The sequence below is a fragment of the Capnocytophaga granulosa ATCC 51502 genome (genome assembly GCF_000411115.1).
Classification (GTDB): Bacteria; Bacteroidota; Bacteroidia; order Flavobacteriales; family Flavobacteriaceae; genus Capnocytophaga; species Capnocytophaga granulosa.
Genome location: NZ_KE150258.1, coordinates 13,078 through 27,359, shown reverse-complemented (window position 1 = coordinate 27,359; position 14,282 = coordinate 13,078). Strand labels below are relative to the sequence as shown.

Genomic DNA, 14,282 nt, shown 5'->3' with positions numbered 1-14,282 from the left:
TAGTCAGTTATCAGTTATCAGTAGTCAGTGGTCAGAAATCAGTCTATAGAGACTATTGACATCTAACCACTAACTACTGACATCTGGCATTTGATTACTAATTCTTAGCAATGAGGTTCAGTGCACTTCCTGCCTTAAACCACTCTATTTGAGAGGCGTTGTAAGTATGGTTGCAGGTGATGACATCCTTGCTACCGTCCTTGTGGACAAACTCCAAGTGTAGGGGTTTGTTAGGTGCAAAGTCGGTGAGGTCAAGGAAATTGATAGTGTCATCTTCTTGTATTTTATCATAATCAGTCTCGTTGGCAAAGGTTAGCGCGAGCATACCCTGTTTTTTGAGGTTGGTCTCATGGATACGTGCAAAGGACTTAACCAAAACAGCCTTCACCCCTAAGTGGCGTGGCTCCATAGCCGCATGTTCGCGAGAGGAACCTTCTCCATAGTTCTGGTCGCCCACTACGATAGAAGGAACCCCAGCTGCCTTGTAGGCACGTTGTACCTTAGGCACTTCGTCATACGCACCTGTGAGCTGATTTTTGACACTGTTGGTCTTTCCATTGAAGGCATTTACTGCCCCGATGAGCATATTATTGGAGATATTGTCCAAGTGTCCACGGAAGCGCAACCAAGGCCCTGCCATGGAGATATGGTCGGTAGTACATTTGCCTTGTGCTTTGATGAGCAGCTTAGCTCCGGTGATATTCTTTCCGTCCCAAGGGGCGAAAGGCGCCAAGAGTTGTAGGCGGTTGGAGGTAGGGGATACCACAACTTCTACATTACTACCATCTTTGGCTGGTGCCTGATAACCAGGGTCATCTACGGCAAATCCTTTGGTTGGGAGTTCTTCTCCGTAAGGAGGTTTGAACCTTACCTCTTCGCCCTTGTCGTTGATAAGGGTATCGGTAAGAGGGTTGAAGTCTAAGCGACCAGCAATGGCTAGCATAGCTACCATTTCAGGGGAGGTTACAAAGGCATGGGTATTAGGGTTTCCGTCGGCACGCTTGGAGAAGTTACGGTTGAAGGAGTGCACAATGGTGTTTTTCTCCTGTTTTTCTGCTCCTTCTCTGTCCCACTGACCGATACAAGGGCCGCAAGCGTTGGTAAATACCTTGGTGCTGAGTTGTTTGAAAGTATCTATGATACCATCGCGCTCGATGGTGTAACGAATCTGTTCGGAGCCTGGGTTGATACCAAAGGAAGCCTTAGGCGTTACGCCCAACTCAATGGCTTGCTTAATCACTGATACAGCGCGGCTTAAATCCTCATAGGAGGAGTTGGTACAAGAACCAATAAGCCCCCATTCCACTTTGAGAGGCCAATCATTGGCACGGGCTACTTCCTTCATCTTGCTTACAGGCGTACCACGGTCAGGAGTGAAAGGCCCATTGATATAAGGTTCTAACTCGGAGAGGTTGATCTCAATAAGTTGGTCAAAGTATTTTTCAGGTTCGGCATATACCTCAGGATCAGCGGTTAGGTAATCAGCTACTTTATCAGCAGCAGCTACAACGTCCTCGCGGCCAGTAGCCTTGAGGTAGCGGCGCATGGACTCATCATAGCCAAAGGTAGAGGTTGTAGCTCCTATCTCAGCCCCCATGTTACAGATTGTACCTTTACCAGTACAAGAGAGGGATTGAGCACCTTCGCCGAAGTATTCCACAATAGCGCCTGTACCCCCCTTCACAGTAAGGATATCAGCCACTTTGAGGATTACGTCCTTAGGGGCAGTCCATCCGTTGAGCTTACCAGTGAGTTTGACCCCGATGAGTTTAGGGAATTTTAGCTCCCAAGCCATACCAGCCATCACATCTACCGCATCGGCACCTCCGACACCTATGGCAATCATACCTAAGCCTCCTGCATTGACAGTGTGGGAGTCAGTACCAATCATCATCCCTCCTGGGAAGGCATAGTTTTCCAAGACAATCTGGTGGATAATTCCAGCCCCTGGCTTCCAGAAACCAATCCCATATTTGTTAGATACAGAGGAAAGGAAGTCAAAAACCTCTTTGGACTGTTCGGTAGCCACTTTAAGGTCTATTTCGGCACCTTCTTTGGCTTGGATAAGGTGGTCGCAGTGTACGGTTGTAGGTACAGCCACTTTGGATTTGCCAGCGTGCATGAACTGTAAGAGCGCCATTTGAGCGGTGGCGTCCTGACAAGCGATGCGGTCAGGGGCGAAATCCACATAATCTTTTCCTCTTGCAAAGGCCTGGGTAGGTGTTCCTTCCCAAAGGTGTGCATAGAGGATTTTTTCAGCGAGGGTAAGGGGGCGGCCTACGATGCTACGCGCCTTATCTACTCGCTCAGGCATACGGTCATATACCTTTTTTATCATTTCAATATCAAATGCCATATGTTGTTAGTTTTAAGTTTTGAATTTTTAGTTTTGAGTTATTGTAGGGGTAAATTGTCATTCGTACAAGGGAGAATTACCATTTACCCCTACAAACAAATTATAAATCATTAAAAATTAGCCATTAATAATTGAATTAAGTGTTTGGCTAGGGCGCATCACCTCGAAGGTTAGTGCTTCGTTGGGGTGATAGTAGCCTTGTATATCTACAGGCTTTCCTTGCACCTGCATAAGTTCGCTTAAGATTTGTGCCTCATTATCGGCCAAGGCTTTGGCGATAGGTGCAAATTCTTGGGCGAGAGCACTGTCCTGAGTTTGTGCGGCTAAAGCCTCAGCCCAGTAACGCGCCAAGAAGAAATGGCTGCCACGGTTGTCCAAGGTGCCTACCTTGGATTGGGGAGATTTGCCTTCTTCAAGGACTTTGCCTACAGCTACGTCCAAAGCATCGGCAAGGGCTTGTGCCTTCGGGTTTTTGTAGGTTTGTGCAAAGTGCTCTAAGGAAGCACCCAAGGCGAGGAACTCCCCAAGGGAATCCCAACGCAAGTGATTTTCTTGGAAGAGCTGTTCGGCTAGCTTAGGCGCAGAACCTCCCGCACCTGTTTCAAAAAGTCCGCCGCCGTTCATTAGAGGGACAATGGAAAGCACTTTGGCACTGGTACCGAGTTCCAAGATCGGGAATAAGTCGGTGAGGTAGTCGCGCAAGACATTACCAGTAACAGAGATGGTATCCAATCCTTTTTTAGCTCGCTTGAGGGAGAAAAGGGTAGCCTCTTCGGGGGAGAGGATATGGATTTCCAATCCTTCGGTGTCGTAGTCATTCAGATAGCGACCTACTTTCTTGATAAGTTCGTGGTCGTGAGGGCGGAGGGTATCCAGCCAGAAGACAGCAGGAGCACCTGTAGCTCTTGCACGGCTTATGGCGAGCTTTACCCAGTCCTGTACGGGCGCATCTTTCACTTGGCACATACGCCAAATGTCGCCTCGTTCTACTTGGTGAGAGAGATATACCTTGCCATGCGCCCCTACAACACGTATTTCCCCGTCTTCAGGTACTTCGAAAGTCTTGTCATGAGAACCATATTCCTCGGCTTTCTGCGCCATGAGGCCTACATTGGGCACAGAACCCATAGTGGTAGGGTCGAAAGCTCCATATTCTTTGCAGAAGTCTATCACTACCTGATATACTCCTGCATAACTGCTGTCGGGTAGTACGGCGAGGGTATCTTGGGTTTGCCCTTTGGCGTCCCACATTTTCCCTGAATTGCGTATCATGGCAGGCATGGAAGCATCTACAATTACATCGTTAGGGAAGTGTAGGTTGGTGATGCCCTTGTCGGAATTGACCATGGCCACAGCGGGCGCCTGGGCAAATACCTTTTCTATATCTTTTTCAATAGCAGTTCTTTCAGCATCGGGGAGGGAGCTTATTCTGTCTAAGACATCGGAGAAGCCATTGCGTGTATTCACTCCTAAGCGCTTGAAGGTATCAGCATATTTGCTAAGAAGTGGCTCAAAGAAAGTTTCCACGGCATAGCCAAAGAGAATAGGATCGGAGACCTTCATCATGGTGGCTTTCAGGTGCAAAGAGAGCAATACCCCTAGCTCCTTAGCACGGGCAAACTGCTTTTTATAGAAATCCAGTAAGGCCTTTCGGCTCATTACTGTAGCGTCGATAATCTCTCCTTCTTGTAGAGGGAGGTTGTCCTTGAGCAGTTGGGTTTTACCAGAGGCAGTGAGTAGTTCTATACGTACGGTGTCGGCAGCTTTGAGCGTTACTGACTGTTCGTTATGATAGAAATCCCCTTCGTCCATGGTAGCTACAGCGGTTTTGGAATCCTTACTCCAAGCCCCCATACTATGCGGGTGGGTTTTGGCATAGGCTTTGACCGCTTTAGGGGCACGACGGTCGGAGTTACCTTCCCTAAGTACGGGGTTTACAGCACTTCCTTTTACCTTATCATAACGTGCTTTGATAGTCTTTTCTTCTTCCGTAGCAGGAGCTTCAGGATAGGGGGGGAGGGGATAGCCTTGTTTTTGCAATTCGGCAATGGCCGCCTTGAGCTGAGGTACAGAGGCGCTAATATTGGGCAATTTGATGATATTGGCCTCAGGGGTAGTGGCTAAGTGCCCCAACTCATCTAAGTCATCTTTCACCTGTTGCTCCTTAGAGAGCCATTCGGGGAAAGCTGCCAAGATACGCCCTGCCAAAGAAATATCCTTCAGCTCAAAGGTGACATTTGAAGAGGCACAGAAGCGCTGAATAATAGGCAGTAGTGAGTGTGTGGCCAAAAAAGGAGCTTCGTCGGTTTTGGTATATACGATACTTTTCATGACTATCTCTTGTTAAGTTCCACAAATGGACGTTGGGTGGCTCCTACATATATTTGGCGTGGACGACCGATAGGCTCTCCGCCTTGGCGCATTTCTTTCCATTGTGCAATCCAACCAGGTAGGCGGCCGATGGCAAAGAGTACGGTAAACATTTCTAAGTGCATGCCCAAAGCCTTGTAGATGATACCAGAATAGAAATCCACATTGGGGTAAAGGTTACGAGCTTTGAAGTATTCGTCCTCAAGAGCTACTTTTTCTAGATGCTTAGCAATAGCGAAGATAGGTTCGTCTATGCCCAAGGCATTGAGCACATCGTCGGCTGCGGCCTTGATAATAGTAGCACGCGGGTCAAAGTTCTTATATACACGGTGTCCGAAGCCCATAAGGCGGAACGGATCGTCCTTGTCTTTGGCACGGCGAACGAACTTATCCACATCGCCTCCGTCCTTGTGAATCTCTTCGAGCATTTCAATTACGGCTTGGTTAGCCCCGCCATGTAGGCGACCCCAGAGGGCAGATACCCCAGAGGAGATACTAGCGAAGAGTCCCGCTTCGGAAGAGCCTACCAAGCGTACGGTAGAAGTAGAGCAGTTTTGCTCATGATCGCCATGGAGAATAAGTAGTTTGTTAAGAGCTGAAACTACGGTTGGGTTGATCTCATACTTTTCGGTAGGGATAGAGAAGAATAACTGTAGAATATTCTCGATATAACCCAAATCATTGTTGTAATAGTTCAGTGGTAATCCTTCACGCCTACGATATACCCAAGTGGCGATAATGGTCACTTTGGCCATCACCTTACACACTGCTTCATACACATCTTTTTCGCATTTCACATTTACTGGAACAGGATTAAAGGCAGTCAGCGCACTGGTGGCGGCTGAGAGTACCCCCATAGGGTGGGCAGCCTTAGGGAAACCATTGAGTATTTGGCGCATTTCCTCATGTACCAAGGTGTACTTGTGAATGGTTTTCTTGAACTTGTCATACTCTTCTACCGTGGGGAGTTCTCCGAAGATCAGCAGGTAAGCCACTTCCAAGAACTCTGCCTTGGCTGCTAAATCCTCTATGTTATAGCCACGATAGCGGAGGATACCTTTTTCTCCGTCCAAGAAAGTAATAGCACTCTTGCAAGAACCAGTATTCTTGTAGCCAGAGTCTAAGGTAATCAGCCCTGTGAGGGCGCGCAATTTCTCTATGTTAATTGCTTTTTCGTTTTCGGTTCCCACTACCAGCGGGAACTCGTATTCCTTTCCTTCGAAAGTTAGTTTTACTGTATTTTCCATAGCAAAAGTGTTTTTTTTAGCTACCACAAACATACGTTTTTTTTTTGACATATCAAGCAGGAGTAAAATATTTTTTTGTCTTTTAACTGTAATTTCTATGATTGTTGTTTTGTTTGGGAAAAAATAATATTCTATTCTGATTATTTAGAATTTTTAAGGGGATAAGAATAATGACCAATGACAAGTGACAAGTGACCAATGACGAGTGACCAATGACAAGTGACTAATGACGAGTGACTAATGACTATTCATGGAATTTGTTGTGTCTTAGAGGATTAGTAAATGATATTTTAACTATTGATTGATGTTTAGAAACTAAGTTTTAAAATATTTGGTTAGCTTGTTTATATTTAGTACTTTTGCCACCTATTAATTAAGTGAAGAGTGAAAAGTGTCACCCTGTTGCTTGTTATTCACTATTCGCTGTTCGCTAATCACTAATCACTATTGATGTTACGTAATTGTTCTCCTTATACCATTATTATAATCTCTTTCCTCTTTCTGATATGTGTAGGGGCGGGGCTGTTGATGATGCCTTTTACGCATAGCGCGGGGAGCGGGTTTACTTTCTTTGAGGCACTTTTTACCGCTACTTCGGCTGTTACAGGTACAGGTCTCTCTATCTGTGATATGCATGGTATACTCTCGGACTATGGGCAGGTGTGCATTTTGCTGTTGATACAACTGGGAGGCTTGGGAATACTGACTTTTTCTTCAGTGATTGTGCTGCTTATTACTAAAAAAATAGGCTTCTATACCAAGCGATTGATCTCTGAGGGTATGAACCATGAGGCTAAGATAGACTTGTATTCTCATATCAAAAAGGTAGTTTTTATCGTTCTGCTCATAGAAGCTATAGGTGCTTTTCTGCTTTTTTTTGTTTTTATCAAGCAATATAGCTGGTACAAAGCTCTTTTCTATGCAATTTTTCATTCGGTATCGGCTTTTTGTAATGCAGGGATTGCTCTCTATCCCAATGGTTTGCAAGATTATACCTTTGATATTCCTATGAACCTCATTATTATTCCATTGATGTTCTTAGGAGGTTTCGGTTTTACTGCTATTATAGAACTCTTTGAGTATATCAGAGGAAAGCGTAGAAAAATCAGTGTCAATTCTAAGTTTTCCAGCCTGATTACCTTGATTCTTTTTGGGGCAGGCACCTTGCTGTTTTTTATTTTAGAATACAATCATATGGACGCTTATGCGGGGCACTCTGTGGGGAATAGGCTGCTTATTAGCTTCTTCCACTCAGCCACACTGCGTTCGGTGGGCTTCAATACCATACCTATAACAGAGATTTCAGCAGCAACGGCTTTTTTGTGGATTTTGCTGATGTTCATAGGTTCTTCGCCTAGTTCTACAGGAGGAGGGATAAAAACTACTACTCTTGGTGTTTTATACTTAGGGGTACGTACCTCTTTGCTCAATAGACGGTATATAGAGTACTCTAAACGACGTATCTCATGGCAGCTGTTCAATAAGGCCTCTACCTTGGTTTTTATAACTCTGTTGTATGTCTTTCTTGCTGCATTACTTATAACTTACTTTGATCCAAAGGTGGAAATTCTAAAGATTCTCTTTGAGGTTATGTCGGCTTTCTCTACCACAGGGCTTTCCATGGGGATTACCAATTCTTTGAGTACAGCCTCTCAAACTATCTTACTCTTTACCATGTTTTTGGGTAGGGTAGGGCCGCTTACAATTGTATTGGCTTTTTCTCGTGAGAGAATAGTTGGTAATTATAAATACCCTAAAGAAAATATATTAATAGGATAATTATGAAAAGTTTTTTAGTCATAGGTTTGGGCGAATTTGGTAAATCCGTAGCCAAGACCCTTTATAAAAATAAATCCACTGTACTGGCCATTGATGCCAATGAGGAACTGATCAAGCAAGCCCTGAATGAGGGTATCATAGATGATGCCGTTATCTTGGATGCTACCGATGAGATAGCCCTGAAGAATGTAGTGAAAGACGACTTTGATATGGCCTTTGTCAGTGTAGGAGACAATATACAAGCGAGCATATTGATTACTTTACACCTAAAGGATTTAGGTGTGAAAGATATCATCTGTAAGGCAGTGAATCACACCCAAGGTCGTGTTTTGGAAAAGATTGGGGCTACCCAAGTGGTTTTTCCAGAGGAGTCCATGGGGGAAAAGATTGCCTACTCTATGCTACACCCTACGATCATAGAATACTTTAAGTTCTCGGAGGACTATTTTATCTACGAGGTCAAAATTCCAAAGAGCTATATAGGCAAGTCGCTTATGGAGCTGAACTTAAGGCATAAGTATGAGATCAATATATTGGCGGTCAAGCATGGTGATGGCAAGATGAATGTAACTCCAGATCCGAATCTTCGCTTGGATAAGGAAGACGTACTTATTGTATTGGCCAGAGAGAACTCCATCGGGAAGATCGTTTAGCTTTTTCGCTGTCGGACAGCTTCAAAAATAAGGATGGCTGCACTGACAGATACATTCATAGAGTCAATTTTGCCCTGCATAGGAATGATAATATTCTGGGAGGAAGCCTCTAGCCAAGTAGGGGAGAGGCCAATGTCCTCGGTACCTACCATAATAGCGGTACGCCCCCTATAGGACACCTCATCATAAGGCACAGAGGCCGAAAGAGCGGCACAATAGATAGCAAAGCCCTGCTGCTGTAAGTGAGAGCGAATATCCTCACTACTGCCCATAAAAATAGGAACAGTAAAGACAGTGCCCACGCTGGAACGGATAATATTGGGATTGTACAGGTCTGTCTTAGGATTGGCGATATAGACGGCATCAATCCCTGCGGCATCGGCGGTACGTAGTAGTGCCCCAATGTTGCCAGGTTTTTCGGGAGCTTCGGCAACCAAGACTAAAGGATGCGCTTTTTGGAATACACTTCCAGAAAGCGCATGGTCTTTACACTGTGCCAGCGCCAATATCCCCTCGGTAGAGGAGCGATAGGAGAGCTTCTCATACACCTCTGCTGAAATAGCCGTATACTTATACCCTGCAAAAAATCTTTCGACCTCTGCCTCACTTAGGATAGCGGGGCAGATGAATAACTGCTCAATGAGGTAGCCTGCTTGTAAGGCCAAGGTAATCTCGCGTTTTCCTTCTATAAGAAATTGTTGATGTTCCTTGCGCTGCTTGGACTTTTGGGTGAGGGTAAAGAGGTATTTGACAAGGGGATTCTGTAGGCTGGTAATCTGTTGCATGACTATAAGGAAAGGTTATCAATAAGTCGTACGCCCTCAATATAAGCGGCGACAAAAGCACGGTAAGCCTTGTTGGCTTGTTTCTGGGTGGCCTCTTGGAGGGTATTTTCGTCTACGATTAAGAAATACTCTAATTCGAAGGCAGGTGCTTGGGCAAATTGTTGCTCAACGAAAGCCTTTACCTCGGCAATGGAGCTGGAGGCAAAGCGCGCTTTGGCCTCTTGGAGTACCTTGTAGATGAAAGCTGCCTGCTGGCGTCCTTCGCTGGAGAGGCGCTCGTTGCGAGAACTCATAGCAAGGCCACTTTCCTCCCTGATGATAGGGCAAGGCACCAGCATCACAGGTAGGCCTCGCTGGGCGACCATACGCTTGATAATCAATATTTGTTGGTAGTCCTTTTCTCCGAAGTAAGCACGGGTAGGGGTTACCAGCCTGAAAAGCTTTTCTACGATGGTGGCTACCCCCTCAAAGTGTCCAGGCCTGAAAGCGCCTTCCATGACCTTGTCCAAGCCCTGAAAGTCATAACTGCCAGAGGAGGGAACACCCTCATACATTTCGGAAATTTCGGGAGCAAAGAGCACAATCTTGTCCGATAGGCTGGCGATGGTAGCCGCGTCCTTTTCCAGGTTGCGTGGGTACTTCTCTAAATCCTCTGCATTGTTGAACTGAGTGGGGTTCACAAAGACGCTGACCACGACTTGGTCGTTCTCCTGCAAGGCTTTTTTCATTAAGGACAAATGTCCGTTGTGGAGCGCTCCCATAGTAGGGACAAGGCCTACTGATTTTTTTTCTTGGAACAAGGGAGCCAAAAAAGACTGTAAATCTAATTTCTTGTCAAAAATTTGCATTTTTTATGAATTTACGAAACTATTTTTTTGTTGATAGTGGTTTGTTTGTAATTTTTTTTGTAACTTTGTGCCTGAATGTTTTTCGTCTAAAAAAAATACACTTATGAAAAATAAAAAGATACTTTATGTTTCTTCTGAGGTGTTGCCTTATCAGGCAGAGACAGAAATAGCCCAACGCGCTTTTGATTTGGCACGCGCCCTGAATACCACAGGAGGACAATTGCGTATCTTTACGCCCCGTTATGGAGACATCAACGAACGCCGTCATCAGTTGCATGAGGTGATTCGTCTTTCAGGAATGAACTTGGTTATCAATGATGTGGATATGCCACTGATTGTCAAAGTAGCCTCTATCCAAAAGGAGCGTATGCAGGTGTACTTTATTGATAATGACGAATATTTCAAGCAAGAAGATGCCTTTGACGACCAAGGGAAACTCTATGCTGACAACGATGAGCGTTGTATCTTCTTTGCTAAGGGGATCATAGAGACAGTTAAGAAACTCAATTGGTCTCCTGATCTGATCCATATACAGGGTTGGCTTGGGGCACTGCTTCCGCTCTACCTAAGAACTTACTACAAGGACGAACCCATCTTCTATAATACCAAGACTATTACTTGCTTTTTGCGCTCTTCCTTTGAGGGGCAGCTGGATGCGGCGCTACTTTCTAAAGTAGGCTTCGATGAAATCACAGAAAAGGAAGCAGAGGAACTAAAAGAGCCTCATAGCCTAAACCTTATCAAGATTGCCAGCCGCTATTCCGATGCTATTACTACCGTCAAAGGCACTCTTCCCCAAGAGGCTATAGACTATATACAAGGCACAGGTAAGCCTTTTCTTCAGGGAGAGACTATAGAGGCTACTTGTAAGGTGTATCCTCAGTTCTATAAGGAACTCATGCACAAGTAATCTCTATAGACTATCTATTTATTTGATATACACATCATAGGGCATTCTCGCTTGTAAGAAGGTGCCAGAGGAGGGAACAGCATTCTTAAGCTGTTGCATTCCCTGATACACATTGGTACCTATTTCTTGCCTTATCATCTCTCTAAGTTCAGCTTGGGTAGAGGCACGGAAACGCTTCTTCATGAAATTAGAGAAATCAATTTCTACAACAGGATAAGCCAAAAGGCCATAATTACCCTCGGTGAGGTTGTTTTCTTTGGCAGCATAGGCAATGGTCTGCTTAAGGTTGCCTATTTCATCTACAAGGCCTAGTTTTAGCGCGTCGGCGCCTGTCCATACACGTCCTTGAGCTATGGAATCCACTTGCTCCCAGCTCATGTGGCGTCCGTCAGCTACCCGTTGAACAAATTTCTTATAAAATAGCTCAATTCCCTCGGTGAATACCTGGCGGGTTTTCTCAGGTGTTTTCTCAAACAAACTATAGGTAAGCGCATTGGGGTGTGTCTGTACTTGTTCGCTGTTGATCCCCCATTTGTCGGCCAAATCTTTGAAATTGGGCAATATACCAAATACCCCGATAGAACCTGTAATGGTCTGCTTGTCGGCAAAGATACGCTTGGAGTTGCAAGCGATATAGTAACCGCCTGAAGCGGCCAAGTTGCCCATAGAAGTATAGACAGGTTTTACCTTTTGGGTAAGCTCTATCTCCCTATGTATCAGCTCAGAAGCTAGGCCACTTCCCCCAGGGGAATTCACACGTAGCACAATGGCCTTCACAGACTCCTTATCGCGTGCTTGGCGTAAGGCCTGGATAATAGTCTCGTTGCCTACTGTAGCCTCCTCGGAGGGGCCATATACGATTTCTCCGTTGCAGAAGATCACTGCGATATGCGCTTTCTTTCGCTCTTTGAGTAAGTTCTTTTTATACTCAACGGCTACTTTCTTTGTATATTTTTCTATAGGAACTAATTCAAAATCCTTTACTTTTTTGACTCCAGTGGCCTTGCATAGGCTTTTTTCAAACTCATCTTGGAAAGCAATCTTATCCACTAAGTGATGAGAGAGTGCCAGCTCAGGGGTACGCCCCCAAAGGCTATCGGCAATTTGGTTGAGGTCAGCCACAGAGAAACCACGGCTTTGCGCCACATCATGGGCATAGTTTTCCCACAAGGAGCTAAGGTAAGCCTTTATCTGTTCGCGGTTGGCCTCACTCATGCTGTTTTCCAAGAAAGGCTCTACGGCACTTTTGTACTTACCATGGCGGAAGACTTCCATGTGGATTCCTGTTTTCTCTTGTAAGTCCTTGTAATAGAGTACTTCAGCACTAAGTCCCTGTACATTGAGTTCGGAGAGGGTACCCACAAAGAGCGAATCGGCCACACTCTGCAAGAGATAATCCGACTGGGTTGCCCCTTCGCTAAAGGCATAGACGAACTTGCCGGAGGTCTTGAAATCCTCTACGGCCTCACGAATATCCTGCAAGTGGGCACGTCCCTTGATACCTTGGGTACCTCCTAGAACAATTCCCTTGATCTGCTTATCTGTTTTGGCATATTCAATAGCCCTTAGAATCGCTGTCAGGGTATTATCCTGGCTGATGTCATAGTCGAAATCCTTGATGTGTATAGGGTTGCTATACTCATATACCTCCTGCTGAAAGTCTAAGGAAAGTATGGCGTTGTCCTTAATCTCAAGAGCGTCCTCCTTGGGCGCAAAGAAAGAAGCCATACCGATGAAAATCAGTAAGAGGAGGAATAAGCTGGTAAAGCAGCCTACTATGACAGCTAAAACGGTTTTAAAAAATTTCATTTATTATAGTTTTGATAATCAGTTACATAAAGGCAATGATTGTATATCCTACAGCGATCGCCACTATGGTCGCCACAAAGCCAGGGAGCTGGAAGGAGTGGTTGAGCACATACTTGCCAATGTGAGTGGTACCTGTACGGTCAAAGTTGATCGCTGCCACTACGGTTGGATAGTTCGGAATAAAGAAATACCCATTGACAGCGGGGAACATAGCTACCATGGCAAGGGGAGAGATCCCCAATCCTAATCCCAAGGGGTAGAGCGTACGTACGGTAGCCGCTTGGCTGAAAAGGAAAATAGACATGACAAAGAGCGCCACGGCGAAAAGGAAAGGATACTGGTTGACAATCTCGGCTATATGGTCTTTGAAAAACTCAATATTGCCATTGAAATAGGTGTCACCCATCCAAGCAATCCCGAAAATGGCAATTACCGCTTGCATACCTGCAATAAAAACGGAGCCCTTGACAGCCTTGTTGATATCCGCTTTGGAGAGGATCAGCATAAGGCCAGCGGTGGACATCATCACAATCTCAATGGTCTGTGTCATACCCAGTTGTACCGCTTTTCCGTCAATGGTGAATGTAGGTCGTAGAGCCTCTACAGAACCGAAAAGAACAATAGAGAATACCCCTAAGAGGAAGATAATCACAGAGGTCTTAGCACGTTTCTGCTCCTCTGGACTAGGGACTGCTTTTTCACTCTTGTCTTGGCTGAGGATACCCTCCTGTATACGACGCAGGTACTCAGGGTCTTTTTCCAAAGGAACCCCCACGAAATTCACCGCAATAGCCCCTGCAATCACCCCGATAAGAGTGGCAGGAATACACACCATAAGTATATTGCCCAAGGTGATGCCCCTATCTCCCAAAAGTTCAGCTGAGAGCAAGGCAGCAGTAGCGGCCGAGATAGGGCTGGCAGTAATGGCCTGTTGGGAGGCGATCACCGAGATAGAGAGGGGACGCTCAGGGCGCACCTTGCTATCGGTGGCAATCTCCGAGATAATCGGAAGCAGTGAGTAAGCAATATGTCCTGTTCCAGAGAACAAAGTAAAGAAATAGCATACCACAGGCGCCAAGAAGGTAATCATAGCAGGGTTTCTACGCAGGATTTTCTCGGCCACTTTGACCAAGTAATCCAGCCCCCCTGCTGCTTGCAAGGTAGCCGCGGCGGTGATCACAGCCACGATTATCAGCATCACATCGATAGGCGGGTTACCAGGCTTAAGGCCAAAACCAAAGACCAAGACGCCCAATCCCATCATACCAAAGATACCCAAGCCGATACCTCCGACTCTTGCACCAATGAATATAGCGGCAAGGACAACCAATAGTTCCATGTAAATCATAGCAATAAATTAAGGTGGTTCTTATGAGCGACAAAGATACGAATTTAATGATTAATGACCAATGATTAATGATTAATTATTAATGCCAGCAATGATTAATGGTCAATGCCAATAATGATTAATGCCAGCAATGATTAATGGCAATAGTGGTAGAAAATGATTGTTTTGTCCAATTCG

10 protein-coding genes are annotated in these 14,282 nt (G+C 45.4%); 3 read left to right on the top strand and 7 right to left on the bottom strand.

Features of this window, described 5'->3' with window-relative positions:
* Window positions 1-97 precede the first annotated feature (97 nt).
* From HMPREF9331_RS11090 to HMPREF9331_RS11080, 3 genes are all read right to left on the bottom strand, one after another.
* A complete protein-coding gene (locus tag HMPREF9331_RS11090; protein ID WP_016420997.1) occupies window positions 98-2,356 on the bottom strand; it encodes an aconitate hydratase in 2,259 nt (752 codons plus the stop codon).
* Window positions 2,357-2,473: 117 nt separating this feature from the next.
* Window positions 2,474-4,687, bottom strand: a complete 2,214-nt coding sequence (locus HMPREF9331_RS11085; RefSeq protein ID WP_016420996.1) for an NADP-dependent isocitrate dehydrogenase — start codon at window positions 4,685-4,687, stop codon at window positions 2,474-2,476.
* Window positions 4,688-4,689: 2 nt separating this feature from the next.
* The gene (locus HMPREF9331_RS11080; RefSeq protein ID WP_034566899.1) at window positions 4,690-5,973 is read right to left on the bottom strand and encodes a citrate synthase; all 1,284 of its coding nucleotides are present in this window, start codon (window positions 5,971-5,973) and stop codon (window positions 4,690-4,692) included.
* 450 nt (window positions 5,974-6,423) lie between these two features.
* On the opposite strand from HMPREF9331_RS11080, the gene HMPREF9331_RS11075 reads away from it, so the two are divergent.
* Both HMPREF9331_RS11075 and HMPREF9331_RS11070 read left to right on the top strand, forming a co-directional pair.
* Window positions 6,424-7,752 carry a TrkH family potassium uptake protein gene (locus tag HMPREF9331_RS11075; protein WP_016420995.1) on the top strand — a complete coding sequence of 443 codons (1,329 nt, stop codon included), beginning with the start codon at window positions 6,424-6,426 and terminating at the stop codon, window positions 7,750-7,752.
* Window positions 7,753-7,754: 2 nt separating this feature from the next.
* Entirely contained in the window at window positions 7,755-8,405 is a 651-nt protein-coding gene (locus HMPREF9331_RS11070) for a potassium channel family protein (protein ID WP_016420994.1), read from the top strand.
* Here HMPREF9331_RS11070 and HMPREF9331_RS11065 read toward each other — a convergent pair.
* Window positions 8,402-9,190, bottom strand: a complete 789-nt coding sequence (locus tag HMPREF9331_RS11065; protein ID WP_016420993.1) for a TrmH family RNA methyltransferase — start codon at window positions 9,188-9,190, stop codon at window positions 8,402-8,404. The genes HMPREF9331_RS11070 and HMPREF9331_RS11065 overlap by 4 nt on opposite strands.
* Window positions 9,191-9,192: 2 nt before the next feature.
* Window positions 9,193-10,038, bottom strand: coding sequence for a pantoate--beta-alanine ligase (gene panC, locus HMPREF9331_RS11060; protein WP_016420992.1), 846 nt, complete (start codon window positions 10,036-10,038; stop codon window positions 9,193-9,195).
* A gap of 103 nt (window positions 10,039-10,141) precedes the next feature.
* Between panC and HMPREF9331_RS11055 the strand changes: the two genes are divergently transcribed.
* A complete protein-coding gene (locus HMPREF9331_RS11055; RefSeq protein WP_016420991.1) occupies window positions 10,142-10,948 on the top strand; it encodes a glycogen/starch synthase in 807 nt (268 codons plus the stop codon).
* An 18-nt stretch (window positions 10,949-10,966) separates the two neighbouring features.
* Here the strand turns inward: HMPREF9331_RS11055 and sppA are convergent, their stop codons facing one another.
* A complete protein-coding gene (sppA, locus tag HMPREF9331_RS11050; protein WP_016420990.1) occupies window positions 10,967-12,757 on the bottom strand; it encodes a signal peptide peptidase SppA in 1,791 nt (596 codons plus the stop codon).
* A gap of 22 nt (window positions 12,758-12,779) precedes the next feature.
* Window positions 12,780-14,105 carry an anaerobic C4-dicarboxylate transporter family protein gene (locus HMPREF9331_RS11045; RefSeq protein ID WP_016420989.1) on the bottom strand — a complete coding sequence of 442 codons (1,326 nt, stop codon included), beginning with the start codon at window positions 14,103-14,105 and terminating at the stop codon, window positions 12,780-12,782.
* Between the last annotated feature and the right edge of the window lie 177 nt (window positions 14,106-14,282).

What these genes read in the sequence shown, in the direction of transcription:
- HMPREF9331_RS11075 (WP_016420995.1), top strand. Translation starts at nt 6,424, where the DNA reads ATGTTACGTAATTGTTCTCCTTATACCATTATTATAATCTCTTTCCTC.
- HMPREF9331_RS11070 (WP_016420994.1), top strand. Translation starts at nt 7,755, where the DNA reads ATGAAAAGTTTTTTAGTCATAGGTTTGGGCGAATTTGGTAAATCCGTA.
- HMPREF9331_RS11065 (WP_016420993.1), bottom strand. Translation starts at nt 9,190, where the DNA reads ATGCAACAGATTACCAGCCTACAGAATCCCCTTGTCAAATACCTCTTT.
- panC (WP_016420992.1), bottom strand. Translation starts at nt 10,038, where the DNA reads ATGCAAATTTTTGACAAGAAATTAGATTTACAGTCTTTTTTGGCTCCC.
- HMPREF9331_RS11055 (WP_016420991.1), top strand. Translation starts at nt 10,142, where the DNA reads ATGAAAAATAAAAAGATACTTTATGTTTCTTCTGAGGTGTTGCCTTAT.
- HMPREF9331_RS11090 (WP_016420997.1), bottom strand. Translation starts at nt 2,356, where the DNA reads ATGGCATTTGATATTGAAATGATAAAAAAGGTATATGACCGTATGCCT.
- HMPREF9331_RS11085 (WP_016420996.1), bottom strand. Translation starts at nt 4,687, where the DNA reads ATGAAAAGTATCGTATATACCAAAACCGACGAAGCTCCTTTTTTGGCC.
- HMPREF9331_RS11045 (WP_016420989.1), bottom strand. Translation starts at nt 14,105, where the DNA reads ATGATTTACATGGAACTATTGGTTGTCCTTGCCGCTATATTCATTGGT.
- HMPREF9331_RS11080 (WP_034566899.1), bottom strand. Translation starts at nt 5,973, where the DNA reads ATGGAAAATACAGTAAAACTAACTTTCGAAGGAAAGGAATACGAGTTC.
- sppA (WP_016420990.1), bottom strand. Translation starts at nt 12,757, where the DNA reads ATGAAATTTTTTAAAACCGTTTTAGCTGTCATAGTAGGCTGCTTTACC.